General features: G+C 40.7%; 28 protein-coding genes and 1 tRNA gene. 13 read left to right on the top strand and 16 right to left on the bottom strand.

Translation table 11 applies throughout. From position 1 onward, the window contains the following. Positions 1 to 208: 208 nt before the first annotated feature. Positions 209 to 427, bottom strand: a complete 219-nt coding sequence (locus IJT21_05930; protein ID MBQ7577784.1) for a transposase — start codon at positions 425 to 427, stop codon at positions 209 to 211. Between the two features lie 676 nt (positions 428 to 1,103). Between IJT21_05930 and IJT21_05925 the strand changes: the two genes are divergently transcribed. Next, positions 1,104 to 1,658: a hypothetical protein gene (locus IJT21_05925; GenBank protein ID MBQ7577783.1), complete on the top strand. Its 555-nt coding sequence runs from the start codon at positions 1,104 to 1,106 to the stop codon at positions 1,656 to 1,658. 393 nt (positions 1,659 to 2,051) lie between these two features. Further along, the gene (locus IJT21_05920) at positions 2,052 to 2,204 is read left to right on the top strand and encodes a hypothetical protein (GenBank protein ID MBQ7577782.1); all 153 of its coding nucleotides are present in this window, start codon (positions 2,052 to 2,054) and stop codon (positions 2,202 to 2,204) included. Positions 2,205 to 2,415: 211 nt separating this feature from the next. On the opposite strand, the gene IJT21_05915 is transcribed toward IJT21_05920, so the two are convergent. The 8 genes from IJT21_05915 to IJT21_05880 form a co-directional block, all read right to left on the bottom strand. Further along, complete coding sequence (locus tag IJT21_05915; protein MBQ7577781.1) at positions 2,416 to 3,396, bottom strand: hypothetical protein; 981 nt, start codon at positions 3,394 to 3,396, stop codon at positions 2,416 to 2,418. A 300-nt stretch (positions 3,397 to 3,696) separates the two neighbouring features. Then, positions 3,697 to 4,986, bottom strand: a complete 1,290-nt coding sequence (locus IJT21_05910; protein MBQ7577780.1) for a nodulation protein NfeD — start codon at positions 4,984 to 4,986, stop codon at positions 3,697 to 3,699. Between the two features lie 27 nt (positions 4,987 to 5,013). Beyond that, positions 5,014 to 5,712, bottom strand: a complete 699-nt coding sequence (locus tag IJT21_05905) for an ankyrin repeat domain-containing protein (GenBank protein MBQ7577779.1) — start codon at positions 5,710 to 5,712, stop codon at positions 5,014 to 5,016. A 27-nt stretch (positions 5,713 to 5,739) separates the two neighbouring features. Continuing rightward, positions 5,740 to 6,522, bottom strand: coding sequence for an ankyrin repeat domain-containing protein (locus tag IJT21_05900; GenBank protein ID MBQ7577778.1), 783 nt, complete (start codon positions 6,520 to 6,522; stop codon positions 5,740 to 5,742). Positions 6,523 to 6,529: 7 nt separating this feature from the next. Continuing rightward, positions 6,530 to 7,849, bottom strand: a complete 1,320-nt coding sequence (der, locus tag IJT21_05895) for a ribosome biogenesis GTPase Der (protein MBQ7577777.1) — start codon at positions 7,847 to 7,849, stop codon at positions 6,530 to 6,532. A 2-nt stretch (positions 7,850 to 7,851) separates the two neighbouring features. Then, positions 7,852 to 8,847, bottom strand: a complete 996-nt coding sequence (locus IJT21_05890) for an asparaginase (GenBank protein MBQ7577776.1) — start codon at positions 8,845 to 8,847, stop codon at positions 7,852 to 7,854. A gap of 22 nt (positions 8,848 to 8,869) precedes the next feature. Then, positions 8,870 to 9,508: a lactate utilization protein gene (locus IJT21_05885; GenBank protein MBQ7577775.1), complete on the bottom strand. Its 639-nt coding sequence runs from the start codon at positions 9,506 to 9,508 to the stop codon at positions 8,870 to 8,872. Further along, positions 9,509 to 10,990, bottom strand: coding sequence for a tetratricopeptide repeat protein (locus IJT21_05880; GenBank protein ID MBQ7577774.1), 1,482 nt, complete (start codon positions 10,988 to 10,990; stop codon positions 9,509 to 9,511). 140 nt (positions 10,991 to 11,130) lie between these two features. Here IJT21_05880 and IJT21_05875 point away from each other — a divergent pair, with 140 nt between their 5' ends. The 8 genes from IJT21_05875 to purD all read left to right on the top strand — a co-directional run bounded on the left by IJT21_05875 (position 11,131) and on the right by purD (position 17,800). Beyond that, positions 11,131 to 11,616, top strand: coding sequence for a flagellar assembly protein FliW (locus IJT21_05875; GenBank protein ID MBQ7577773.1), 486 nt, complete (start codon positions 11,131 to 11,133; stop codon positions 11,614 to 11,616). After that, on the top strand, positions 11,616 to 11,909 hold the full coding sequence (gene csrA / locus IJT21_05870; protein MBQ7577772.1) for a carbon storage regulator CsrA: 294 nt from the start codon (positions 11,616 to 11,618) through the stop codon (positions 11,907 to 11,909). The genes IJT21_05875 and csrA overlap by 1 nt, the downstream gene beginning before the upstream one ends. Continuing rightward, positions 11,906 to 12,403, top strand: a complete 498-nt coding sequence (gene purE, locus IJT21_05865; GenBank protein MBQ7577771.1) for a 5-(carboxyamino)imidazole ribonucleotide mutase — start codon at positions 11,906 to 11,908, stop codon at positions 12,401 to 12,403. Before csrA ends, purE begins: the two co-directional genes overlap by 4 nt. Further along, complete coding sequence (locus IJT21_05860; GenBank protein ID MBQ7577770.1) at positions 12,378 to 13,385, top strand: phosphoribosylformylglycinamidine cyclo-ligase; 1,008 nt, start codon at positions 12,378 to 12,380, stop codon at positions 13,383 to 13,385. The genes purE and IJT21_05860 overlap by 26 nt, the downstream gene beginning before the upstream one ends. Further along, positions 13,379 to 14,623, top strand: a complete 1,245-nt coding sequence (gene purN, locus IJT21_05855; protein MBQ7577769.1) for a phosphoribosylglycinamide formyltransferase — start codon at positions 13,379 to 13,381, stop codon at positions 14,621 to 14,623. The genes IJT21_05860 and purN overlap by 7 nt, the downstream gene beginning before the upstream one ends. A gap of 6 nt (positions 14,624 to 14,629) precedes the next feature. After that, the gene (locus tag IJT21_05850; GenBank protein ID MBQ7577768.1) at positions 14,630 to 15,766 is read left to right on the top strand and encodes a phosphoribosylaminoimidazolecarboxamide formyltransferase; all 1,137 of its coding nucleotides are present in this window, start codon (positions 14,630 to 14,632) and stop codon (positions 15,764 to 15,766) included. Between the two features lie 125 nt (positions 15,767 to 15,891). Then, a complete protein-coding gene (locus IJT21_05845) occupies positions 15,892 to 16,533 on the top strand; it encodes a sel1 repeat family protein (protein ID MBQ7577767.1) in 642 nt (213 codons plus the stop codon). A gap of 4 nt (positions 16,534 to 16,537) precedes the next feature. Further along, positions 16,538 to 17,800: a phosphoribosylamine--glycine ligase gene (gene purD, locus IJT21_05840; protein ID MBQ7577766.1), complete on the top strand. Its 1,263-nt coding sequence runs from the start codon at positions 16,538 to 16,540 to the stop codon at positions 17,798 to 17,800. Between the two features lie 326 nt (positions 17,801 to 18,126). Here purD and IJT21_05835 read toward each other — a convergent pair whose 3' ends face one another. From IJT21_05835 to IJT21_05805, 7 genes are all read right to left on the bottom strand, one after another. Beyond that, positions 18,127 to 19,212: an alanine--glyoxylate aminotransferase family protein gene (locus tag IJT21_05835; protein MBQ7577765.1), complete on the bottom strand. Its 1,086-nt coding sequence runs from the start codon at positions 19,210 to 19,212 to the stop codon at positions 18,127 to 18,129. Continuing rightward, complete coding sequence (locus IJT21_05830) at positions 19,194 to 19,649, bottom strand: hypothetical protein (GenBank protein ID MBQ7577764.1); 456 nt, start codon at positions 19,647 to 19,649, stop codon at positions 19,194 to 19,196. The genes IJT21_05835 and IJT21_05830 overlap by 19 nt, the downstream gene beginning before the upstream one ends. Next, a complete protein-coding gene (locus IJT21_05825; GenBank protein ID MBQ7577763.1) occupies positions 19,646 to 20,161 on the bottom strand; it encodes a DUF4416 family protein in 516 nt (171 codons plus the stop codon). Before IJT21_05825 ends, IJT21_05830 begins: the two co-directional genes overlap by 4 nt. Next, positions 20,154 to 21,077, bottom strand: a complete 924-nt coding sequence (locus tag IJT21_05820) for a hypothetical protein (protein MBQ7577762.1) — start codon at positions 21,075 to 21,077, stop codon at positions 20,154 to 20,156. The genes IJT21_05825 and IJT21_05820 overlap by 8 nt, the downstream gene beginning before the upstream one ends. Positions 21,078 to 21,080: 3 nt before the next feature. Continuing rightward, complete coding sequence (gene ftsY / locus IJT21_05815; protein MBQ7577761.1) at positions 21,081 to 21,998, bottom strand: signal recognition particle-docking protein FtsY; 918 nt, start codon at positions 21,996 to 21,998, stop codon at positions 21,081 to 21,083. Then, a complete protein-coding gene (locus tag IJT21_05810; protein MBQ7577760.1) occupies positions 21,998 to 24,391 on the bottom strand; it encodes a hypothetical protein in 2,394 nt (797 codons plus the stop codon). The genes ftsY and IJT21_05810 overlap by 1 nt, the downstream gene beginning before the upstream one ends. A 108-nt stretch (positions 24,392 to 24,499) precedes the next feature. After that, positions 24,500 to 24,572, bottom strand: a tRNA-Glu gene (locus IJT21_05805). A gap of 499 nt (positions 24,573 to 25,071) precedes the next feature. Between IJT21_05805 and IJT21_05800 the strand changes: the two genes are divergently transcribed. The 3 genes from IJT21_05800 to IJT21_05790 all read left to right on the top strand — a co-directional run. After that, positions 25,072 to 25,602, top strand: a complete 531-nt coding sequence (locus tag IJT21_05800; GenBank protein MBQ7577759.1) for a bifunctional adenosylcobinamide kinase/adenosylcobinamide-phosphate guanylyltransferase — start codon at positions 25,072 to 25,074, stop codon at positions 25,600 to 25,602. A 22-nt stretch (positions 25,603 to 25,624) separates the two neighbouring features. Next, positions 25,625 to 26,149 carry a restriction endonuclease gene (locus IJT21_05795; GenBank protein ID MBQ7577758.1) on the top strand — a complete coding sequence of 175 codons (525 nt, stop codon included), beginning with the start codon at positions 25,625 to 25,627 and terminating at the stop codon, positions 26,147 to 26,149. Between the two features lie 30 nt (positions 26,150 to 26,179). Next, on the top strand, positions 26,180 to 26,790 hold a 611-nt coding region (locus IJT21_05790), incomplete at its 3' end, for a hypothetical protein (GenBank protein MBQ7577757.1).

The following is a 26,790-nucleotide window of genomic DNA, read 5'->3' as shown; positions in this document are numbered from 1 at the left end:
TAAGTAGGCGAAAGTTTTTGCAATTAAAAGACGTAAAGCAGTCTATAATGTCGTATATTGACGGATTTTATAATACTAAACGTCCTCATAGTGCTAATAATGGACTTTCTCATAATGAGAAAGAAGCAGAATTTTGGACAAAAAATTAACTAATTTTAGTTTTTTATGTCCACTTTATTGACTATTATCCATATCAAAGAAAATGTAATTATAAAATTTTGAGGTAAGTTGCTATATTTTGATGATAATATTCTAATAAACGTTTAAGAATGCCGTTTACTTGCTCTATTACAAATCTTAAGCGGTATACTATTCGATTATATGCTTTCTGATTATCAGTGAGCGGAACTTTTTTCCTGCGTTTTATTGGATGAAGACTATTTTGATGAATCTTTCTGATACCCTGATAACCTTTGTCTGGTATTATGCATGTGTGCTCTGATAATGGTAGTTCGCTCTGCTTAAATAATTACGGCCTCCGCTAAAATCTACAGTAAAAATTTCCCCTGTACTATAATTTATTGCTATTTGAGCTTTTTGTGTGTATTTCTTTTTCTTGCCGCTGTGTATTCTGATGTCCCCTTTTTAGCCGCTAGCGTCGATTACTAACACATGAAGCCAATAATTTCATATTCGTTTGCAATATCTTTCATAGTACGATAATTGCGATAATAAGCTAAGAAGATGCACAAACGATTCAACATATTAATTTTAGGCGTACGTCCTCCCCTTCTAAAGTATTACGCTTAACACCGAAAATCCTTTGAAATTTTTCATCTGTAATTTTTTCTATTCGCTCTATTCTCTTCATAAGTATATTATATATGATTCCGAAAAAGTTTTTTATTATCGCGTTCAAGTTCGGCGGCTATAGACAAAATGTCCGGAGTAATTGCGGGAGTTCTTATAATCGGCTCACTTAAAAGCGAAATTATTATTATGAATGTTAGCTAATATACGAAAATGGTCGTTCAGGGCTTATCTTTGCCGTTGCTGTCGGTGTTGATTGCTTCTCGAAAAAATGTCAAGCCAGATGAAATTAAATTTTTTTGCTTCTGTCATATAATTAGTAATAAAAAATGTGATGGGAGCTTTGAATTTACATGTACGAAAATTTTTATAACGAAATTGAGCCTGCAAAACGTCTTGAGATTCTTGACTCATTGCCTGAAAGTGAAGACTCTAAAATTATGCGCGAAATCTATAATGACAGATTCTCAGACCACGAGGGCAAAAAACGCAAAAATATTGATTGGTGGTTATGGCGGTGCGTGTGTCTTCAAATTTTGTGCAATAGGGGAAAATTATTCAGAAAATCGCGTGATCGTGAAGTCCTGAAGATTATCACCGAGCTTCACACGGACATTAACGACGAACCGCGTAAAAAATTTTTATACAACGAGTACAGGAACACGGCCAAGCGTTATTTATCGACGTGCAAGAGCGGTAGTTATGCAAGTTCGTTTTTGGGATTGAGGCAGGCAAGCGAGGAAGAAAAAATTTATCATGCTTGTCTCGATATTTGGCAAATGTCAGCAGGTGTAGCAAAATCTTCCGGCCTCACTGATAAAATGCAAAATTGGATAGATGCTTTGCGCGATGAGTTAATGATTTATAGTCCCTTATGCAGGGCAGAATATGAACGCCTGAATCAATAAATTAAGGAGGAAAATTTTATCATGGCAGAAATGATGTCTTAGCAGTTCCCGGCCAAATTGTAGAACTCGGCGAGTACGTCAAAGATTTGCATGTCATCCAGAAAATTACGATTGCGGGTCGATAGTTAATACGTCAATGATGTACAAGCATGAAGATTTTATTGACGCTATTAAATTCGTTCAAGAGTGAAAAGTACAGCACAAGTCCCTTCAGAGTGCGCGCAATATATTGACGTTGAGAAAGAGTCCCCGCTAAAATCTGGAATATATTTCGTATCTTTATCGGGGGGATTTCTGGCAAATTAATTAATGCCGGCTTGCTCGACAGGTGCGTAACTATTTGATTATGATGTTGTAACTCTTTACGGCGACGGAAAAACGGACAAAAGAGTCTTGGGTTCATTAAGCGAGGCTCTCAAATCTGACAAACGCTCAAGAATGCGCGTGCAGCTAGTTTCGTACACTATAATAGAAAAATGTTATGCGCTCCGTAATGCAGAAAGTAAATATTTATCGTACGTTGAAAGCAACATGAATAACGGCTAGGATTAAGCTCAGGTGAATAGGGCTAAATATTAAATTTTTCGGAATCATGTATAATATATCATATGAAGAGAAGAGAACAAAATATGCCATATTGATTTATTACAGTTTTTAATTGGCATAATGCGCTCGGAGTCGGCCCTTGTTGTGCGGGTGCGAAAAATTGCGTGAAAAGCTGTCCCCAAGCGCGAAAGATGTTGCAGAAAGTTTTTAGTTATTCACCTTCATTGATGCATTTATTGCCGGTTAAAAAAGTTTCCTTCAAGAATAATTTAATCCGGTGCAAAAATTTCATGCCTGAATATCTGCCTCCTGATAAATGACACATTTTCCATACTTTTTTGTTGGAAGGCAGAGTCCCTTTTTTGATGTAATTATCGTAAATTTTCATGAGGCCGCGCGTTTTTTCTGATGGCATGTGCAGAACCGTTACAGCATTGAATCTATAGCAGGTTGACACGAGTCTAAAATCTCCCGTCCAGAATCTGAATATATATGAGCTTGCATTACGTACGGAAATTTTTAATTTATCGGCAGTGATCGCGATTAATACCTCGTCGCCCATTTCTATAATTTGCCCGGCTGATTTAATTTTGTTGAAGAAATTGCTTGCTTCTGTGATAAATTTTTCTGCGTTTAACTTATTTGCTGCAACAAATTCCCCGCCATAACGAGTAACAAATTTTTTATCCGGGTAAAATTTTCGAGTCTGCCCTAAAAAATTTACGTAATCAGGAACCTTCAAGCCTTCATTTGTGTCGCCCAATAAAATATTTTCCTGCAATTCCTCCCAAAGCGGCGAAAGAGTCCCCTGCACGTAGACATCTGAATCGAGATACAAGAAATTTTTATAGTCAGTCTCGCGCAAAACATGACTCAACGCGCATAATTTATAGAACGCAAGTCCCCACGGAGTATTATTATCGAATCTAAATTCATCAAACGGGACATGAAAAATTTTTATGTCATCTCGCCTGAAAATCTCGTGAATCTCTGCGGAAATCTGGTCATCGCTTAAATTTGTAACAAGTGCGCAGTCTGTATCTGGATTATATTTTTTTGCGGACACGAGTGCGACGCAAGAATTTTTCAGGTACATTAACAAACGCTGATCTGTTGAAATATTTTTATTGAAGTTCATACCCGACTGCATAGAATCATCGTGTGCGAACGGAACAAATATCAAGTTCTGCATTATATCGCTCCTAATAATAAATTTGCTGTATTCGTAATCATAAAGCAATGAATAATTTTTGTCGAGCTAAATCCGATAAAATCACGTAAAAAAATTTGGTATTTTTCTGAAGTTGATATAAAATATTGCAAGTGTTTTGACACACTTAATTTCGCATTCAATGGCGCAGGCCGGGACGAAATTTCTTATTTGCGGAGTCCGTGTTTGCGCGTGGTCTTGCGTCATCGAAACCAGTATCCTTCCCCCTTATCGCTCAGTGCCCAACGCAAAGGCACTGAGTTTTTTATGTGTATGCAATTTTTATTTTACTGAAATTATGAGAGTCATTCCTTCAAGTTTTTTCACGATACCTGACTCGCCTTTAGTGATTATTCCTGATTCTGATTTTGCCTCCCAGATTTCCCCGTGACATTTTACTTGGCCTGATTGAGACTCGCTTATGTCGGAAATAATATTTACTTCGAGTCCTATCATGCCCTGTGAACCTGTAGAAATTTTGCGCCGAAATCCTTTAATCAGCAGGAACGCAGCAAGACTAAAGCATATCGCAAGAGCTACAGCAATCCCGATTATAAGCGTCAAAGAAATGCTCAATAACTCACCACCGGGCGCACGAAATAAAAATATTCCTCCAAGACAAAAAACGGGAAGACCTAAAAGAGTCAGCACTCCCATTGTGCCCGCAATTAAATCTATCGCCATTACGACAAGACCGACTACGATTAAGACAACTCCCGCCCAGTTAAACGGCAGCATCTTCAAGCCTATAGCACCCAGCAAGAACATAACCCCTCCGAGAGTCCCCAGCATAAAGCCTCCCGGTGTGATGACTTCAAAGAATATCGCCATTATTCCGCCGGTTACGAGTAAATAAGCAATTTCCGGACTTGATACGAACTGTATAATTTTTTCGCTGAATGACATACTGGCGCGCAAAACTTTTACTTCTGAGTCAAATTCTAAGCTCGTGAAATTATTCTGACCCATTTTAATGCGACGGCCTGACACAGCTTTTATTAACGAGCTGACATCACCAGCAATTATATCTATGACTCTTTCGCGTAATGCCTCGTTTGCAGTGAGTGAAATACTTTCATCAATCATTTTTTCTGTTATGGCTTGATTTCTGCCTCTTAGCTGAACGACCGAACGCATTTGAGCCTTTAAATCGTTGACAACTTTTTTGCTCATGTCGCCGGACTCGATATTTTCTCCGCCAGCTGTAACAGGATGAGCCGCGCCGATATTTGTTCCTGGAGCCATTGCCGCAATGTGAGCAGCCTGCACGATGAAAGCTCCAGCACTGGCCGCACGACCTCCAGAAGGTACCCAGACAGCAACGGGAATTTTTGAGGCTAGAATACTTTGTACTATACCCCGCATTGCTTCAACGAGTCCGCCTGGTGTGTCGAGCTGAAGAATTATTAATTTGCTGTTAGACTCGTTTGCGTCGTGGATGACTTGTTTGACAAATTCTTCCATTTGAACGCCTACAGTGCCGGATAATTCAGCGAGGGTAACTCTTGACTCAGCTAATGAACTTGAGACGCTGATAAATAAAATTAGTATTGCGAGAAAAAATTTTTTCATGTTAGATATTACCTCCTTTGTGATAATTTATTCTTTTGCGCCGTAAGAACGCAATAAGTCGGCCATTTTTTTGTGTCTGTACTTTACAGCCCATATTAAAGCCGTCTCGCCGTTATTATTTTGAGCGTTGATATCAGCACCTTTATTTATGAGCAGTTCTGCTACTTCTGTGCAGCCTTTATATGCAGCCCCCATTAAAGCCGTATTGCCGTCACAGTCCCTAGCGTTAATATCAGCACCGTATTTTAAGAGTAATTCTGCTGTCTTAGTGTAGTTTCTAATTGCAACCCTTATTAAAGCAGTATAGGAGAAATTATCTTTAGCATTGACATCAGCACCCTTTTTTATGAGCAGCTCTGCTATTTCTGTTAATTCTACGTCGCATTGAGTTATTCCCATTAAGGGCGTAATATTATAATATCTAGCGTTGATGTTTGCTCCATTATTTATGGCTTCTTTAATCCCGGCGACATTACCGGATTTACACAGATTCACAAAATCTTTATCGCTCATTGCAAAATACTTTAACTCTTCTGACTTCTTTTGTATTACTTCCTGTGTTTCCGGTTCAGATTGTTTATTGCTGCTGTCTTCCTTCAAATTTTTATATTCGCCGAATAATGAACGAATCCACTTAAATTTTTTCAATGCAACAATAAGTAGTACTACGCCGATTATTTCACCCGCAAATTTTTTCATACCTTCAAGTATAACTTCATAAAACATAATTTACTCCTCCTTTGTGAGTGTTTATTATTCTTTTGCGCCATAAGAACGCAAGAGATCTGCTGTTTCTGTGTGACTATAATTTAAAGCTAACATTAAAGCCGTCCAGCCTTTATTACTTTTAGCGTCGACATCAGCGCCGTATTTTATGAGTAATTCTGCTGTCTTAGTGTAGCCATATTCTGCAGCCCTCATTAAAGCAGTACAGGAGAAATTATCTTTAGCGTTTACATCTGCGCCCTTCTTTACGAGCAGCTCTGCTAATTCCGTGTAGCCTTTATATATAGCCCACATTAAAGCCGTCACACCGATATTGTTTTTAGCGTCGAGATTTGCACCGTATTTTATGAGCAATTCTGCTGTCTTGGTGTAATTTCTAATTGCAGCCCTCATTAAAACTGTATTAGAGAAATTATCTTTAGCGTTTATATCAGCACCCTTTTTTATGAGCAGCTCTGCTAATTCCGTTAATTCTACGTTACATTGAAGTACTCCCATTAAAGGTGTAATATTACGATTTCTAGCGTTGACATTTGCTCCGTTATTTATGACCGATTCAATTTCGGCGACATTACCGGATTTACACAGACTCACAAAATCTTTATCACTCATTATAGGAGGCTTTGACTCGTCTGATTTATTTATTTCCGGTTCAGATTGTTTATTGCCGCTGTCTTCCTTCAAATTTTTATATTCGCCGAATAATGAACGAATCCACTTAAATTTTTTCAATGCAGCAATAAGCAGCACTACGCCTAGTATCTCACCCGCAAATTTTTTCATACCTTCAAGCACAATTTCATAGAACATATTTTATTTATGACTCCTTCTCTTTACCCCTCCAGAAAGTTCGTACAGGTGAGCCCGTGAAGTCCTCAAGTTCACGCAATTTATTCTTGACGTGATTCTCAAAACTTGAATTAACGAGCCCCGGATTATTCACGAAAAATATAAACGTCGGAGGTTCTGACTCAGCCTGCGAGCAATAATAAACTTTCAACGCACGCCCTTTTTTGTCAGAAGGGAGCCTGTCAAACGCTAATACATCACGCATTAAACGATTCAAAATATTTGTAGGGATCCGCTTTTTCCTGTTCTCGTTGACTGCCATAACCGTTTGAATAATTTTATTTATCCCGCGCCCATTCAAAGCCGACGCAAATATAATCGGTGCAAAATTCAAGAACGGCATATCATCACGAATTTTTTTCACGAGTTTATCAGCTTTATTATCGCCCGTTACTAAATCCCATTTGTTAAGCACGATAATTAAACCTTTACCCTTATTCACGACATGAGCAGCAATTTTTTTATCTTGGTCAGTGCAGGGGTCGCGAGCGTCCATCAGCAGTAATGCAACGTCAGACCTATCAACCGCCGCAAGAGTCCTCACAAATGAATAATATTCAAGATTTCCGTCAAATTTCGCGCGCTTTCTTAGTCCGGCAGTATCGACAATCCTAAAATTTTGACCGTCAAGATTTACAGCCATATCAACAGGATCTCGAGTCGTGCCTGCAATGGGACTCACTAGTGAACGCTCAGAGCCCGTAATTTTATTCAATAATGAAGACTTGCCGACGTTAGGTTTTCCAGCAATAACGAGCCTTATTTCATCATCAAAAATTTCTGTGTCTTCATGTTCGGGCAGCAAATTAATTATTTCGTCTAATAAATCATCGAGTCCACGTTTATGAAGCGCGCTTATTGCCATAACATTATCAAATCCGAGCGAATATGCGTCATTTGCTAAATCGTCGTGTTTAACGTCATCAAGTTTATTTACAGCTATAATAACCGGTTTGTTTCCGGCCTTGCGAATGAAATCAGCTATTTCTAAATCAGAATTTGTTACGCCGTCCCGACCGTCAATCATGAAAATAATAACGTCCGACTCTTTCACAGCCTCGTCAACATGAGATTTTATTCCCTCGCTAAATTCCGTATCAGTTCCGAAAATTCCGCCCGTATCAATCACGTAAAAATTTCGCCCTCTGTATGAGACTTCACCGTAAAGCCTGTCTCTTGTAACTCCGGGCATATCGTCAACTATTGCATCACGCGAATTTGTGAGTCTGTTAAACAATGAAGATTTGCCGACATTTGGACGGCCTATAATTGCAATTATTCCAGCCATGATTATTTATTCCCGTGAATGTAATCGGCCAAGTTCGACCCTTCAAGACCTGCAGCAAGACCGACCGCTAATTTTATTCTCGCCTGATACGGTGAAAGCATACCGCCGTTAATTAATCCCATTTCGAGCAATTGAGACGCGCTGCCCTCAAAATTTTCTGTCGCCTGCACAAAACCGTCCGGATAACGTGAAGTCAATACAACCGGAATATTTGAACGCACAATTTTTCTAAGCAGAGGCACCCACACCGAAGGCACATCACCATCACCAAAACCGGAAATAATAAGGCCGTCAAGCTCCTCAAATCTTTTATCAAGCAACGCACGCAGCATTAAATCATTGTCGCCTAATCCAGCATTCAAAATCGGAATATTACGAGCAAGGGGATTAATAATTTTCTGGACATAACGATGACGCGGAAATCTCAACGAAATATAATTTCCTGAAGGTTGTGAGAAGACTCCAAGCGGCGACTCTGGGAATGCAAGAAGCCCCGAACGACTGAAATTTGATATTCTAAGAACGTCAGCAGGTGCATAAATTGAGTCCTGCACACAAATTAACGCGCCTTTACCCGTGCAGGCTCCCGATAATGCAGCTCTTATTGACTGGGAGAGTCTAACTGATGTCTCGCTGTTAGGTGTGCCTGCGTTGAAAATAGATCCCGTGAAAATTAAAGGAGGATTCAAATCCCATACGAGATCCGCAAAATATGAAATTTCCGCAAGTGCCTGAATCCCGCATGTAACAACTACACCGCGCGCGCCCTCGTCATGAACATAAGTACGCATCATTGAAATTAATTCTCCGCACATTCTCAGCGTATAATAAGAAGCCGGCTGTGAACTCCATTTTTGAAGCGCAACATAATTTTTTATGTCATCGGGGAGAAGTGAAAAAATTTCCTCGTCAGTTAATTCGGGGTTCTCGCTGCCTTCCTGACGCTGAACGATTCTGCCTCCAGCGAGTAATAATACAATTTTGTCTCTATTTTCCATTAAATAATTACACCTCTGAAATTTAATAGCCGTAATTTTCGCCGACTATAATAATATGATACTGCCGCCCTTTTACTGGACGTTCAAGAATTAAAATCGCTCTGCACATGCTTTTATCGTCTCTGCATTCGACACAATGACCGGCCTTAACACATGCAGTCTCTTCGTGCTGTCTTATAGCGTTTGGGATTGTTGCAGATTTTGCGCGTTTGATTCCGTCTGATAAGTCAAATGCAAGTTTATTGATTCCTATTATGAACAAAACGAGTCCGTTACCCCATGACATTCCGGCGACTCTGTTTCCTGTCCCGTCAATGTTGATAATTTCTCCGTCTCTGGTCAAGGCGTTTGCGCTCGTCAAGAAAACATCTGCGGTATTCTCTAAGAATCTTGCTTCTCTGCGTTCTTGATTTGACATTTCGCCCCAGTGCTGAAAAATTTTGTTGCCTCGATTCTTGAGTGCGTCGAGTGCGCCTATATCCCTAATTGTTACAGTGCCGGGGATTCCGACAGAAGCGTTTTGCGGGATAATTTCGAGAATACGTCTTAAAGCGTCTTGGCCTGTTGCTGCATATTCTGCTGTGAAACCGCGTTTTTGCAGAGCCTTTACAGCGTCGAGTCCGATAATTTCATTTGCTTTGATTACGTTGTCGTGAGTCATTTAATGAGCCTCCTTCAAAAATTGTAGTTCAGTTAATAGAGTCGGGTTCCTGCCGAATTTTTTTATTGCGTCGTCGTAAATTCGTTTAGCGTCGAAATATAAACCTTTGTGTCTATAAGAAGCTATCAGGCCGATATACGCGTTAATTTCGTTAGGGTTAAGTTCTATTGCCTGCGAGAAATTTATTATTGCGCTGTCATAGATTCCGAGATTGAGAGATTCTGTGCCTTCACGCATTAATTCACTGAAAGTCGGCGGAGTTTTTTGCGTGGGCAGGGGAGTAATTTTTTCGGGTTCGGGCTTTGTCTGCGCTGGCTCGTTATTATTATTCAGGCGTGAGAGTTCATTTTTTGCAAATTCAATATCTGCGCTGTCATTTGCCGGAAGAGAATTTATATACTGTTCCCACGAAATTTTTGCGGTCTGCAAGTTTCCGGCCTTCTCGGAAGATAAAGCAAGTCCCCGCAAGAAAGTTAATACATCGGGATAAAGTTTATAAGCGCGTTGATATTCGTTAGCTGACTCTTGAAAATTGCCCGCGTTATAGAGTGCAAGAGCTTTATTATTCAAGTAATCGGGAGTTTTCTTCTGCAAATAAATCAATACCAGCCACGCAATTAAAATCGTGATTACAAGACTTGTGCAATAAACAGCAGCGCGCTTTATATATGAAATTTGTATAGGTTCTGAGTTTTTCTCGTTTTCGGCGGCGGCTCGTTCTCTGCGTTCTTGTAGGATTCTCTGCAATCGTTGAGTGAAATTAGTTCCGTGAGGAGTCTGATTATTATATTCCTGAAAATTTATTCCCTGCTGATATTGTTCATAAAGAATCGAGGAGTCTTCGTCATCGTCAAAATTTATTTCTCCCCAGAGTTCCGGCGGAGGTTCGTCGAGACTCAATTGAAAGCCTGTTGCTGCTTCCTGCTGTGCTTTGTCCATTGATGAGACATCCGGAATTTTTTGCGAATTAATAATTTGTTCGCGGTTAAGTGCGTCTGGGTCAATGATATGTTGCGAGTCAAAAATTTGTGTCTCGTGAGACTCTTGCGTGCTTTGTTCGTGAGAGTCTGAAATATTTTGCGAGTTAATAATTTGTTCGCGCATAAAAGATTCTGAGTCGGGCGTATTTTCTTGAACGTTATTAATTTCGCTGTTGACTGCCTGTGATTCGTGAGACTCTGACGTGCTAATAAAATTTTCGTGCCGTCCTGTAATGTTTTGCGAGTCAATTATTTGTGATTCATGAGACTCCTGCGCGTTAATATTTTTCTCGTGAGCTTCTAGTGGATTAGAAATATTTTCACGCAAGTTATTAATTTCACTGTTAATTGCCTGTGATTCTTGAGTCTCATGCACATTAACATTTTCACGCGTTAAATCTTTGTCCGTAATACTAATAGGGGCGAGCAGAAGTCCCGTCCCTGTGCTGTCATCTTTATTGTTTATGCTGTCTCTAAGCCAGTCCATTAAATCATGATTCAAAATTTACAAGCTCACCTTTTATCGCTTATTCAGGTTTAATGATTTGTCAGTTTACCCCGATTTTAAAAACTTGGCAACGTTAAGCACTTCAGAACATGCTATTATTATGTATAAAAATTTCTTGAAAGCATGTGATATTTATGTCGGACATGAAGATAAAGACTTCTCGATTTGGGGAGGTCGAATATAAACAGGAAGACGTTTTATTTTTTCCGCGCGGGATACCTGCATTTGAGAACATGCACGAATGGATTTTAGCGGGCAATGAGGACAGCGCGATCAAATGGCTTCAGAGCGTCAACGATGGAGATTTAGCACTGCCGGTAACGTCCCCCGACGCAATTCAGCCGGACTACAACGCCCGAATCCCTGAAGATGAATTAAAAATGGTAGGCTCAATAAATCCTGCTGACCTCGCGTTATTAATCGTTGTCTCGATTCCTCCCGCTGCACCGTGGAATATGACAGCAAATTTGCGCGCGCCTATCCTCATAAATTTAAAGACTCATAAAGCAGTGCAGGTCATCGCCCTTAATGAAGAGTACCCTATCAGACATATAATTTTCCCTGAAGATGTCCGCGAAAAAATGAAGGCCTCTGCACAATTAAACGGAGGCGATAAATAATGCTCGTACTTAGCAGAAGAGTAAACGAAAGCATTCAAATCGGGACTGATATAGAAATTATGGTAATTGACGTTCGCGGCGATGTGGTGAGACTCGGAATAACTGCCCCGCAATCGACTCAAATTTGGCGAAAAGAGTTATGGGACGTAATTGTTCAGGAAAATAAGACAGCTGCAGGAGGTTCGACTCTTCCGGATTATAAAGCTGCTGCACGCCTGCCGTTGTCTACGTTCTCGAAATTGTCAAAGATTCCGACCGTTCATATTAATAATAGGATTGATGATAAAGAATGAGCGCGAAAAAAATTGCAATTATATTAGGCTCCGACAGTGATTTACACATTGCAGAAAAAAGCGTGAAGGTGTTAAAGACTCTTGCTCTTGACTTCACGATAAATATAATTTCTGCACATAGAACCCCTGAAAAATTGCGGGAATTTGCCATTAATGCGCGTGAAAATAATTTCGGCGTAATTATTGCTATTGCGGGAAAATCTGCGGCTCTTGCTGGTGTGTTAGCTGCTCATACAAGACTGCCGGTTATAGCTGTTCCCGTAATGAGTCAGGATTTAGGCGGACTCGACGCGTTATTATCAAGTGTCCAAATGCCTCCTGGTGTGCCTGTCGCGTGTGTTGCCATTGACGGCGGTGCAAATGCTGCGTGGCTTGCTGCAAGAATTTTATCTGTCAATGATGAAGTTCTCGCGCAAAAATTAGAGATCGAGACTCAAAAAATGTCAGAAAGTGTTGAGAGAAAGAATCATGACTTACAAGCAAAATTCTTATAAAGACTCTGGCGTTGACGTTACAGCAGGCTACGAGGCTGTAAAATTAATGCGCGCTCACGTTGAACGCACAAAAATTAAAGGCGTTTTCTCGGATTTAGGCGGATTCGGCGGAATGTTCGAGCTTCCTGAAGGACTCAAGAATCCCGTTTTAGTCAGCGGCACAGACGGAGTCGGCACAAAATTAAAAATTGCTTTTGCCCTCGATAAACATGACTCAATCGGCATTGACTGTGTTGCTATGTGCGTTAATGATGTTCTTTGTTCGGGTGCGAGACCGTTATTTTTTCTTGATTATGTAGCTGTCGGGAAAAATTATCCGGAAAAAGTTGCTGAAATCGTGTCGGGCGTTGCTGAAGGGTGCGTGCAGTCAAATTGCGCGTTAATCGGCGGAGAAACTGCAGAGATGCCCGGATTCTATCCCGTTAATGAATATGATTTGGCCGGTTTTGCTGTCGGAGTCGTTGAGCGCGAAAAAATTTTAAAGCCTTCTGACGTTAAACAAGGAGATATTATTATTGCTCTGCCTTCAAGCGGTGTGCATTCAAACGGGTTCTCGCTCGTGAGAAAAATTTTAGCAGATTATGACCTCAAGCAATATATAAACGAGTTCGGCAAAACTTTGGGCAATGAACTTTTGACTCCTACAAAAATTTATGTCCGTCAAGTATTACCCGTTATCGAGAAAATTAAATCTATCGCTCATATCACAGGCGGAGGCTTTTACGAGAATATACCAAGAGCTTTTAATAATGGACTCTCGGCAAAAATTGAACTCGCGAAAATTAAGACTCCCCCCGTTTTTGATTTTCTCAGGAAGGCCGGAAATCTCGATATTGACGAAATGTTTCACGTTTTTAATATGGGCGTAGGAATGATTTTATTTGCTGCTTCCGAAAACGTTGACTCGATTCTGAAAAAATTAAGCGATGCATATATAATCGGAGAAATAGTAAAATCTGAAGGAGGCGTAATTTTATGGTGAAAATTTCTGTCTTGGTCTCAGGAGGCGGAACAAATTTACAGGCTCTAATTGACTCGCAAAATAACGGCATTCTTGAGTCCGGTCAAATCGTGCAGGTTATTTCTAGCCGTCATGACGCATTTGCAATCGAACGCGCTAAACGTGCAAATATCCCTTGTGAGGTCGTGAGCTTTGGCGCAAATTTCGAGTCAAACCTCTTAGATTCCCTCAAAAAATTTAATCCTGATATTATAGTCTTGGCCGGTTTCATGCACATTTTGAGCAAAAATTTTATTGAGTCCTGTAATGCTGTAATTATCAACGTTCACCCCTCGTTAATTCCGGCGTTCTGCGGCAAAGGCTTTTACGGTCTGCGAGTCCATGAAGCTGTGTTAAATTCCGGCGCAAAAGTTACAGGAGCAACCGTTCATTTAGTGAATGAGATTCCCGACGGAGGCCAAATTTTAGCACAGAAGGCCGTTAAAATTCTTCCTGACGATACACCCGAAAAATTACAGCGTAGAGTCATGGAACGTGCGGAATGGGTTATTTTGCCGCGTGCTGTCGAGGAAATTTGCAGAAAGTTGGACAACAAAATTTTTGCGTCTCCGATAAAATATCCCGGTCGAGGCATTATAACGGGAATGACTGAATCCGGAAAAATTGCGCTTGCTTATTTCATCATGGGCAGAAGTCAATCAAGTAAAGCGAGAATATTTGCAAAGTCAGGCGATGATTTAATTATCAAGCTCGTTAATCAAGATAAAGATTTTGACAGCTCGTTAATTCTTTATTCGCCCTTAAGAGTTTGCGGCAAAAATATTATTATCACCAACGGAGACCAGACCGACACGATTTATGATTTCCTGAACGAGTCAAAAACTTTCGAACAAGCACTACGAACCCGCGAATATGAACCCGACGCACCTCACTACACGCCCAGAATCAGCGCAGTTATTACGCCTTCAGGTTATAAGCAGAGCATATTAAAACGTGCAGGAAAATTTTTCTTCGAGTACGAGTTTACAGCCGGAAAAGGCCATTTGATTCACACTTATAATAATGACGTAATGAGAGATAAAATTTTGCCGTCTTTCATGGGGGAGCCTAGAGAAATAAAAATTTGCGATGACATAAATTTATTCGCTGATTCTTTATGGTCAGAATTAAGCGATGATTACAGAGTTGCGCTTTACGTGAGATTTTACGAGCCCGATTTTACGAGCTGCACCGACAAATTATTTAACACTAAGGAGTGATTATCAATGAACGAGTATTTATTGAAATATGGCTGCAACCCCGACCAGAGTCCCGCAAGAATCTTTATGCGGAATGATAAAGATTTGCCGCTTGAGATTCTCAACGGAAGACCGGGCTATATAAATTTTCTCGACGCATTAAACTCGTGGCAGTTAGTGCGTGAATTGAGAAAAACTTTGAATCTTCCTGCTGCTGCGTCATTTAAGCATGTGAGTCCGGCGGGTTCAGCTTTAGGTCTCCCATTAAGCGATAACGAGCGAAAATTATTCTTCGTTGACGATAAATTGAATATAAATGACTCGTTACTGGCCTGTGCTTATGCAAGAGCGCGGGGAACTGACAGACTCTCTTCTTTCGGTGATTGGATCGCCCTTAGTGATAAATGCGACGCGATAACAGCTGAATATATCAAACGTGAAGTATCTGACGGCGTTATTGCTCCCGATTATGAACCTGAAGCACTCGAAATCCTCAAGACCAAGCGCAAAGGAAATTACGCAGTTGTGAAGATTGACTCAAGTTATGAGCCTGATTTACTAGAGACTCGCGACGTTTTCGGGATTACGTTTGAGCAGTCAAGAAGCATTGCCCCCGTTGTTGAGCCTGCAAAATTTGACTCACCCGTTACTAATTCGCAGAGCATTCCGGATTTTGCAAGACGTGATTTAATTCTAGCGCTGATTACTCTTAAGTATACTCAATCAAATTCAGTGTGCGTTACTAAAGACGGTCAGACACTCGGAGTCGGAGCAGGCCAGCAGTCCAGGTTACATTGCGTAAAACTTGCGTGTGATAAGGCAGATTTACGAATTTTGCGCGAACACCCGAAAATTTTAGCTCTCGAATTTGACTCTAAAATAGGCAGACCTGAACGCGATAATGCAATTAATGTAATTCTCACAACTAACAGCGGCATTATTTCAGATTCTGAGCGTAAAGAATGGCTTGCAAATAATTTCGGCTCATCACTCGGAAGCGACGCATTTTTCCCGTTCCCTGACAATATCGAACGTGCAGCACTCAGCGGAATAAAATTTATTGCACAACCGGGAGGATCGATTCGCGACGATTTAGTGATTAAGGCTTGCGAGTCTCATAATATTTCTATGGTTATGACCGGCAAAAGATTATTTCATCATTAAAATATTTGCACGTCGGAGCTACCCCTTCAATCCGGGCGGGCGGGTGGGCAGAACGAATTATATAAGCGCGATAAATTTTTGCATTGTAACTGGATATAACAACTTGAAAGGAGAAATTTATTATCATGTCTATCACTCTTGAACTTGACGCAAAACACGAACAGAGACTCGAACTTGTCTGTAAAACTTTGGAGCTTGACTCAACCGGTGCATTGTCTGAAGCTCTTGATATTTTCTTCCGCAAACTTGTAACAGAAGGCAAAATCCCCATCGAGGAGTCAATGTCAGGAATCAGCGACCCATCTTCAGAAAAAGATTATAAGCTCGAAGATATACCAGACATCAAGAATGACAAGAAATACGGTCTCACAGCAAAAGAACGTGAGAGTCTCGGCAAGACAGCAAAGAAAAATTTATCCAAAGCCGAACAAGGAGACCCCGCCGCACAAAATGTTATGGGCACTTACTACGAGAGCGGTAACGGACTCGAAAAAAATTACGACAAAGCTATTTACTGGTACACTAAAGCAGCTGAACAGGGTAACACTAACGCGCAATATCATTTAGGCGTTCTCTACAACAAGGCGAAAGAAAATCCTTTACGCGCTTATTTCTGGTTTGAGGTCGCGAGAATGTGCGGATTTAATATCACTCATATTCATCAAGACTATATAATCAGATTAACTGAAATGCTTTCTCCACGTCAAATAAAATCAGCTCAGGACGAGGCAGTAAAGAAAGTTAAAGCTATTCAGGGAGGCAAATAATTTAATGAACGTAATGATAATCGGCGGAGGCGGGCGCGAACACGTAATCGCAAAATATGTCGCGAAAAATCCTAAAGTCAGCAAGTTATACGCTCTTCCGGGCAACGGGGGCATTTCTCAAATTGCGGAGTGCGTGAATATTTCAGCAGAAGACATTGACGGAATAATAAATTTTGCACGGTCAAACGCTATTGATTTCGCAATTGTCGCACCTGATGACCCTTTAGCGCTCGGAGCAGTAGATAAACTTGAGTCAATCGGCGTAAAATGTTTCGGTCCTTCTCAGAACGCAGCAATAATCGAGAGCAGCAAAATTTTCGCGAAAAACTTAATGACTCGTTACAACATTCCGACCGCAAAATATAAGACTTTCACGAACTTAGATGAGGCTTTATCACATGCTGCACTGTCAGATTATCCCATTGTAATAAAAGCTGACGGACTCGCAAAGGGGAAGGGCGTTACAGTCGCTGAAACCTTCAAGCAGGCAAGAGAAGCAATTATTTCATGCATGAGGGACAAAGCATTTGGTACGAGCGGCGAAAAAATTTTAATTGAAGAGTGTCTGCGCGGGCCGGAAGTTACTGTTTTAGCGTTCACTGACGGAAAAACTATAATCCCGCTTATTTCTTCAATGGATCACAAACGAGCTTACGACGGCAACAAAGGCCCGAATACAGGCGGAATGGGTGTCGCTGCTCCAAATTTTTATTACAGTGATGAAATTGCTGACGAGTGCATGAATAAAATTTTTCTCCCGACAATTAAAGCTCTTAATCAGGAAGGACGCACATTCAAAGGCTGTCTTTATTTCGGATTAATGCTGACTCGCGAAGGCCCTAAAGTTATCGAGTATAACTGCAGGTTCGGCGACCCTGAAGCTGAAGCCGTTATCCCGTTATTAGACAGTGATTTATTTGATATTATGCTCGCTGTACGTGATGAAAAATTGCAGGATTTAGACGTGAAATTTAAAAATTTGTCGTCATGCTGTGTTATTCTTGCGTCAGGAGGCTATCCGGGAAAATATTTATCAGGCTATGAAATTGATTTCGGCCAAGCAGATAATATCGAAGGAGTCGAAATTTTTCATTGCGGGACAAAGTGTGAAAACGGGAAATTTTACACGTCGGGCGGTCGGGTCTTGGCAGTAAATGCGGTTGCGAAAGATTTTCCGTCAGCTCGTGAAAAAGCGTATGAGGCAGTAAAATACATAAAATTTGAAGGTATGCGCTACAGGTCTGATATTGGAGCAGGCACAAATTAGACATTAAATGCGGGGATGCACATTTAAACACGTTTCCCCGCGATTTGTATTATAAATCGTGAATAACAACAATTTTAGAATTTATAATAATAACGGGGGGCTCAAGCACTGAACTAAAATTTTATGTGAAATACTTGGAATCGAGAGTCCTCCAATGGGAAACTGACCGTAGAACACGCTTAAAATATGATGTACACTCGATTCATTCATTCGATAAAAATCGTGATTATTTCTTAATTCGCGCAAATAACTCAACGAACAAGAAACGCCAATTTTACAGCATAATAAATGAACAGCCTATACACTAGAACGCGCGCGCCTTATTGTTATAGCTGCATTACGTCTCTAATTATATTCATTCCTGTTTTGACGAGATTTATATTTGCTTGGCTGCCCATGTGGCCGACTCTGAAAATTTTTCCTGACAATCTGCCGTAATTGCCCCCAACTGCTAAACCCTTTTCACGCAATAAATAATTAAATTTTTCCCACGTAAATTTTTCAGGCACATAAAACGCGCTTACAGTCGGCGAACAAAATTTTTCATTCTTCGGGAAGAGCTTTAATCCCATTTCACACGCCATATCACGACATAATTTAGCGGCTTCTTCATGACGTTTGCAGGCGTTAGAGATTCCCTCGTTCATAATTGACTCTAACGATAAATTTAATGCCTTCATTGCGTGCCAGTTATGTGTGTAAGGAGTTAATTTTTCCCCGTAAATATTTCTCCAGCCGTTATAAGACTCATAACCGGAATAATTTACGCGCTCGATAATTTCCCATGCCCTATTTGAAATTGTAGAAATCGATAATGAAGGAGTCAGCGACAAAACTTTTTGACTTCCGAGAAGGCCTATATCAATTTTGCACGAGTCAACATCAAGCGGCGCACCTCCTGCACTTGAGACAAAATCAACGACAAATAATGCGTCAAATTCACGTGCTATGCTGCCCAGTTCAGCAAGATTTATAGTCAGAGTCCCTGAAGGAGTCTCGCAATGTACAGCAGTTATAACTTTGGGACGAAATTTTTTCACATGTTCGCGCACAATATCAGGATCAGGAATCGAATCATCTTCAAACGCGCAAATTTCAGCATTGACTCCGAAAGTTTTCGCCATTTCCGCAAAGCCTTCACCGAATAAACCTGAAGAAATAGCTAACATTTTATCGCCGGGCTTGAGTGTGCATTTAAGAGAAGCCCATAAAATCGACATTGCCTCGCCTGAAGTGATAATAACGTCATTCTTAGTGTGCAGAATATTTTGTGTTAAATTCTGATTCTGCCGGTAAAGCTCAAAAAATTCGTCCTCCAAGTCAGGACTCGCAAAATCAGTGTTATAAGCTGCTCTAAAATTTTCGGGAATGCTGACGGGGCCGGGAATTAGTCCTATTTTGTAACGTTCGATAATAAATCACCTGCAAAATTTATTAATTCTGACTCGTTTAATGCGTGAGTCTCTATTGTTAGTGTGATATTATCACCTGCTTTGATTGCGAGGACAAGGGGCAAAGTTTCGCTTCTTTCGAGTATAGCGCGCTTTTGTGAGATATTGAGCACTACATAATCTGAAGCCGGCCTAAATAAACCCTCTGAATCTTTCATGCATTCAGGAACGTATAAATTTCCTGCTCCGCTGCCTTCTGTTAATATAATATCAAGTGTACCGCGCGGACTTGTGCGCAGATAACTTCTATACACGACACGGCCAAAATTTTTATTTCCTGCTGTTAAGGGCGTAATATCCTCGCTGAGTAAATGCCAATTTTGAATCTTATCGGGTAAATCTAACGCAAAAGATTCTGACGCTATAAAAATTGCAATCAACGCTAAAAATTTTCTCATAATTCTTTTACCTCCTTAAGCCATAATTTACGAACACGTGAAAGAAATTCATCATAGACTCTGCTTTGGAAATCGGGAAAAGTGTAATCAAAGCTCTGCCACTGCTTAAACCTGAATCTCATTGTAACTTCCGCAAAAATTTCGTCGCGCAAATAAATTCTGTGTGCGTGATCCTTTGTTGACGCGAGAATCAATCTTGCACCGTCAATATATCCCGGATCAATGTTTACAGCTCTGATATTTTCACGGCTGCGGGATTCTATTTCTATTGCTTGATGTTTCCAGTCTGCGAGTCCTCCGGCATAAACGAGTCCCGGAAAACTCATAAATATTCGATTCAAATTCGGGGAAATTTCGTCATAATAATTAGTCTTGTCGAACGGGACGGATTTGCTGAATAATTCAGGTTCGCCCCATATTTTTGCGAGTTCAGCTATTGACCATTGCAATAAATTTTCATTGTCTGACGGATAAAGAATCCCCGTTATTCTCTTGACTAAAGGTTTACTCATTCATAAAAGCTCCTTCGTGATCTCTTAATTGACCAGCTGCTAATAATGCCATTGCTTGAGGGCCGATATTTGTAATTACGTCATCAGGTTTGCGAGGAGTAGAAATTTTTTCGGGTTCCTGCTTCTTTGCGGGTGCTTTCTTGGCCGGTGCTTTCTTTCGCGGGGGCATTTGTATATTCAAGTAACCCTGTAATTCTCCGTGCCATTCACAAGCTCTGAAAGTTTTTGACTTGCCTTCGGGAGGATTGTCGAGTCTCTGCCATTTTCCGCCCTGAGATTCTATTTCCCTAGTCCATGCTTGGCCGACCGCTGCCCACCAAGTTATATCCTGCGCGTCATTTAAATCTTCTGTGCAGTCATCAATTGAATAAATGCCGGCTTTCAATTTCTTGAACGCTATAAATCTCGTGCCGCTTTCAGAATCAAGAGTTACAATAAATTCGTCCTTGTCGGGTAATTCATAAGCGTTTAATCTCTCAAGCTCGGAGCCGAACAAATTTTTTGCTGTGTCATTAAGGCGCAAATTTCCGCGTGAAGAAATCGCAAACGGTACAGGAGCCTCCCACCACTCTGGATAAACTGGTTCATCAGGGTATAAAGCAGCTTCTAACGTGCTAATAAATGAACCTGTCAGAGTAACATAAAGCGCGTTGACTTCATCAGGATAATCAATTTCTTCAAGGTCTACGGGCCTTACGATATTTCGCGCAACTAACTGCGGGAGAGTCTTGACCATTGAGTCAGCACAGCCCCTTTCAACGAGCGAAACTAATTGCTCCTTCATCAACGCAATAACATCACCAGAATCAGGAATATACACGGCATATTCAGCGACAGAACCGAAAAGAGTCCGCAAGAAAAATAAAAGCGTTGACTCCGGCGTTAATAGCGTTAAATTATATTCTGACCTGTTCACGGATTATATTTCCATAAGGGCATTAGCAAATTCTGCCGTGTCAAAATTATTCAAGTCGTCAGCACCTTCACCCAGCCCGATATAACGCACTGGAACGCGCAATTTTCTAGCAATCGAGATAACGACTCCGCCTTTAGACGTGTTGTCATATTTCGTTAATATAATCGCTGATACGGGGATAATCGCATTAAAAGTTTCTGCCTGAGCTACAGAATTTTGACCGAGCACAGAGTCAAGCACTAAAACAGTTTCGAGTCGCTCCTGCCCTGCCTCACGCAATAAAACGCGGTGAATCTTGCGTAATTCTTCCATTAAATTATGTTTATCATGCAAACGCCCGGCTGTATCGACGATTAATATATCAGTATTTGAACTCTCTGCGGCCTTGAATGCGTCAAATGCAACTGCTGCGGGGTCGCTCCCCTGACCTTGTGCAATGACTCTAACGCCGGAACGTTCACCCCAAATTTTTAACTGCTCGACTGCTGCTGCTCTGAAAGTATCTGCTGCGGCCATTATTACGCTTTTACCCTGTTTCTTGTACATTGAAGCTAATTTTCCTGCGCTGGTAGTTTTTCCGCTGCCGTTGACTCCTATCATGAGCAAAACTAAAGGCTTTTTCGCGGGATTAAAACTTTTGCCCATTCCCGGAACTGAGTCAAGCTCTTGAGTAATCTTGTCAACAAAAATTTTTTGCAGGTCAGCAGGTGTCTTCACGTTTTTATTCTTTGACTCGGCCTTGAGGAAGTCAATAATTTCTTCTGTAAATTCGAGTCCTGTATCGCCTGAAATTAAATTTTCCTCGAGAGAGTCCCAGAAAGAGTCATCAAATTTTTTAGAGGAGAATAATTTTGCTATTCCGCTGCTCCATTTTGCTTTAACGCTTTTGAGACCCTCGCGCAATTTTGAGAATATCGCCATTAGTTACCGCCTTTGATTCTGCGCATGAAAATAAATTCATAGCCGTATTGACCTGTTGTCGTGTCCTGAGTCCTTCTTGAGCCGACGACCTGCCAGCCTGCTTTACCGCGTTGAGTCATTCTTTCTGTTATATTCGGGTCAAGAATGAAATCAATCGAGTATTCATAACTTGCAGGAGCTTCAACAGCTGAAGGAGCATTTAACGAGAGTCCGTCTGTGCCTGCTGAAATTCTGTCAATGAGTGATCCGACTCTGAAGTAAAGCATAACGCCGACGACTAATAAACCTGTCAGCAATAATGCAGTAATCAAAGCTGCCCACGGCCTTTTTGCGCTGGTGCCGTCATTTCCGCCCTTACGGTTTTCGAGTTTGTCTCTGATGCTCATAATTTTTTCATTGCTTCTTTCTTCATCTGGATTTATGTGAGTAATAATTACTGATTCTGATTCGGGTGGTGCTTGTAAATCTGTCTCCGGCTCGATAACTTCCGGAAGATTTGTATCTGAGTCTGTGTCGTCTTCATGATGGTCATCGCCGATAATTGACGCTGCTTCACTAAGTGCGCCCAGTGATGAAATATCCCAGTCGTTTGCGTCATCGTCGGTGCTTGAGTCCGGGTCTGGGTGTTCGTTGTCATCTAATAAGCTCGGCAAAATTTCGGGTTCGCTGTCTGATTCTGGTTCTGACTCTGAGTCAATATCAGGTATTAAATCGGGTTCTGACTCTGGTTCGGGTTCAGGATTAGAGTCAATGTTGGAGTTAGAAATATTTGCGATTTCCTGCAACAAATTTTCTTCTTCGCCTGCAGGTGGATTATCAGGTTCGGGCGAGTCAATATTTTCGATTTCGATAGGTTCAAGTTCTGAGTCGGTTTGCTCGTGTGAGTCTTCCGGTTTAGATTCGGGTTCTGATTCTGTCTCATCATGTGAGTCATCATCAATAATGCTAAAGAAGTCATCAGGTTCGTTATCTTGATTATTTTCTGAGTCGTCAAGCGAAGACTCTTGATTTTCCTGCGGTAATTCTTCCGGCTCCTCGTTGAAATCGGGTATAAATGACTCTTCCGGTGCTGACTCTTTTTCCGGTTCCGGCTCTGGTTCGGGTGCAGGCTTCAAATCAGTTAACGGCAAATCGTCGAAAGGGTTTAAATCTTGTTCGAGATCCTGATTTGATTTATCTTGTGCTGCGTCGAGGGGAGACTCTGACATTGCCTGCGCGATATTAGCACGTAATTTTTCTTCTGCTGTCTGCTGGTCGTTATTGTCGAGATTTTCAAAGTCTGGCAGCTTGTAAGGTTCCGGTGTATCGGGCGAGTCAAGAGTCAGGGGATTTCCTGTCATGGCTTCTGCGATGTCGGCCATTAATTTATTTTCTGCTGTGTTAGTGTCTTCCGGCATTGTAATACTGACTGGGGCGGCTTCTGCTTCGGGGTCGGAGTCTGGCTCTTGTTCAAGTTCTGACTCTGAATCGGGCGAAATTTCTTCGGGTTCGTCGTTGTCGGAGTCTTCGCTGTCATCAATTACGGGAATATCGGGGAGTTCATTTTCTGAGTCGTCTTTGTCCTCGATAATGGGAATTTCCGGCAAATTTTGCGATTCGTCTTGAGTCATTTCGTCGAAGTCGTTTAATGAGTCAGGCTCGCTAATTTCTGAGTCGTAAGTTATTGAGTCTTGAGTCTCGTTTTCTTGTTCGTCAGAGTCATTATCAATTACCGGCAAAGGCTCAGGCTCGTTAATTTCTGTGAAGTCCTGTAATGATTCTGAGTCGTCATTGTTTGAGTCTTGAGGCTCGTTTTCTTGTTCGTCAGAGTCATTATCAATTACCGGCAAAGGCTCGTTAATTTCTGTTATGTCCTGTAATGATTCTGAGTCGTTATCGTTTGAGTCTTGATTCTCGTTTTCTTGTTCGTCATTGCTTGATTCTATTTTCTTGTTCTCAGGTTTAGCAGCTGGCAAAAATTCTGACTCTTCACTGTAACTATTATCGATTTCAGGAAAATTTTGCGTTTTCTGCGTATAGTCTGGGATAATGTCGGGTTCATCGCTGTAACTGTCATCAAATTCCGGAATCTCTTGAATTTTTTCATCAAGAGTAATCACAGGCAAAGGGGCAGGCTCCTCGCTGTAACTTGCGTCAAATTCTGGAATTATTTGTGTCTGAGGCTGATTCTTGTCAGATGTAATAATTGTCTTAGGCTTTGCAGGCGGTGATTTAGGCTTGTGAGTTATGCCCGCATTGAGTCTCTTCTCGAAGTCATGAATAAATGCATCGGCCTCACGTTTTAGTGCGTCTGAAGTATGAGTCCGTAAAATTTTATCTTTACCCTTTGAAGGTTTTAACGGCTCGCCTTCGAGGGTTTGTCGTAATTTTTCTTCTGCTGTTTTTTCACTCATTGTATATTGTCCGTCCTTAAGAACCGCTTTAAAGTCTAATTATAAATCATGATCGCAATAAAAAAAGCCTCCGTATTATTTTACGGAAGCTCATACCCTTAATTTATATAGCCTCAACGAGGTTCGAACTCGTGTTTTAGCCTTGAGAGGGCTACGACCTGGACCACTAGTCGATGAGGCCATCACGATGTAAAATACTACCACGAAAAATTTTTTTGCGCAAGTTTTATTATCGAGGCTGTTATATTTAACTAACTTAGTTTATTAAAGTCTTTCGGAAACGTGCATTTATAATTACGGGCGGGGAAAAACGAGTCGCACACATGCAACAAATTTAATATATAAGCTCAACAAAAATATTTTGTCATAGTTTTTCGAAAATATTTATTAAACGCTTACTCACGCAAAATTTTATATTCATTGCACAGAAGGACGGCGATAATTTAGCGGCTATGACTGCAAGAAAATTTATATTAGTCTCGGGTTCATCAAATTTATAGTCAGCACACTTTAATAGCTGTAAAAAATTTTGTATGTTCGCGCCGGTTGTAAAAAGGTTTTCGCTTTTGACTTTGCATTTAAAGTGTTTTCATCATAGCAAATACATTTATAATATTAAACGCTGATTCACGCAAAATTTTATATTCACTATACAGAAGGACGGCGATAATTTAACATCTATGAATGCAGGAAAATTTATATTAGTCTCTGGTTCATCAGGAAGCGGGAAAAGCCTTTACGCCGAAAATTTATTAAACCCTGACTCACACAAAATCTACATAGCTACAGCAAAAATTTATGATGACGAAATGAGAGAACGAGTCGCACGTCATAAATTAATGAGAGCAGACAAAAATTTTATCACAATCGAGAAATCTCAAAACTTGGCCGAAATCGCGAATTTATGCCAAGACTCAAGCGTCCTAATCGAATCCCTTACTACTTGGACAGCCAACGAAATTTTTTGCGGCAAAATAATAAATGACTCCGACTCAGTAATCAACAAAATTTTTCGCGACTTCATGCACATTAAATCAATCTGCAATAAAATTATTCTCGTGTCAGACAATATTTTTTGCGGCGGGATAACTTATGATGACTTGACAGAACATTATATAAAGACTCTTGCTGAACTCCTGAAAATTTTTGCACGCGAGGCCGATGACGTAATAGAAATTTTTTCCGGATTGAGCTTACACTACAAAAACTAGCATAATATTTTATAATTATGTAATGAATGAACGATCAGAATTAAATTTTAATATCGGCTCCGAAATGGAGACTTCGGACTATGAAAATTTAGTTACTCAAATCATGGCGAAGGTTAATACGCTTTCACAGACGGGATTTGAGCAGCTTGTTACTGATTTGTTGATTCGTATGGGCTATGAGGTCTACAAGAACGCAAGAAGACGCATAGCAAGTTCAGCCATTCAAGGAATAATAGTTGAAGACAGACCGGGCTATAATCCGATTTACATTCAGACCAGAAAATTAGAGAAGGGGACAATAATTACAAGCTGGAGTATGCAGACATTCGGAGACGCAATCACACGCAAGGCCGGACGGGGTTTACTTGTAACAAATGCAAATTTCTCGAAGCCTGCACAAGATTACGCAAAGGAGAAGCACATAATTTTAATTGACGGCCATATTTTAGCGCGCTTGATGATAGTACATAATTTTTGCGTGAACGTCCGTGAAGTTGTAGAGTTCAAGTCAATAGATCCGGGAGCATTCAAGGACTATGAGATTTGATCATAAATTTTTGAAGGGAGTTAGATTACTTTGCAGGAAAATTTTTCGTTTTCCAAGTCTGACAGGTTATTGACGGCCTGTTCAATTTTTTATGTTACCTTGCCGGTGATTATATTTGCATTGGGCTGGGTGAGATATTATTATTCGATTCCTATTGCGCTTATACTATGTTATTTCATGTACAGCATTTATGACGAGCTTGCTTCACAAAATGTTTGCGTGATGAGTAAGGGCTCTGCTAAATTCTGGCTGATAACGTGCGCGGCTTTGTTGTTCTGGGTGTTCTTGTCTGGGATTGGCGGATTGGGATTTCAAAACTGGGATTTTACCGCGAGGAATCCAATTTATCACGATCTATGCAATTACAAATGGCCGGTGGTTTATGATTTGTCGCTTCAGAGTGAAAATGTACGTGCGATAACGGGTGAAGGTTTTGCGGCATTGTCATATTATTTTGGCTGGTGGCTTCCTCCTGCATTGATCGCAAAAATTTTTTCGCTGGGTTATACGGGTCAAGAGGCTATATTATATTTCTGGGCTGTAATGGGAGTCTTTCTTATTACTTATAATTTATGCAGATTCTTCCGTAAAAACTCTTATATAATCCCTGTGTTATTTATTTTCTTCAGCGGCCTTGATGT

It is taken from the genome of Synergistaceae bacterium (assembly GCA_017443945.1).
In the GTDB taxonomy this organism is placed as follows: Bacteria; Synergistota; Synergistia; order Synergistales; family Aminobacteriaceae; genus JAFUXM01.
This window is presented reverse-complemented; position numbering and strand designations above follow the sequence as displayed.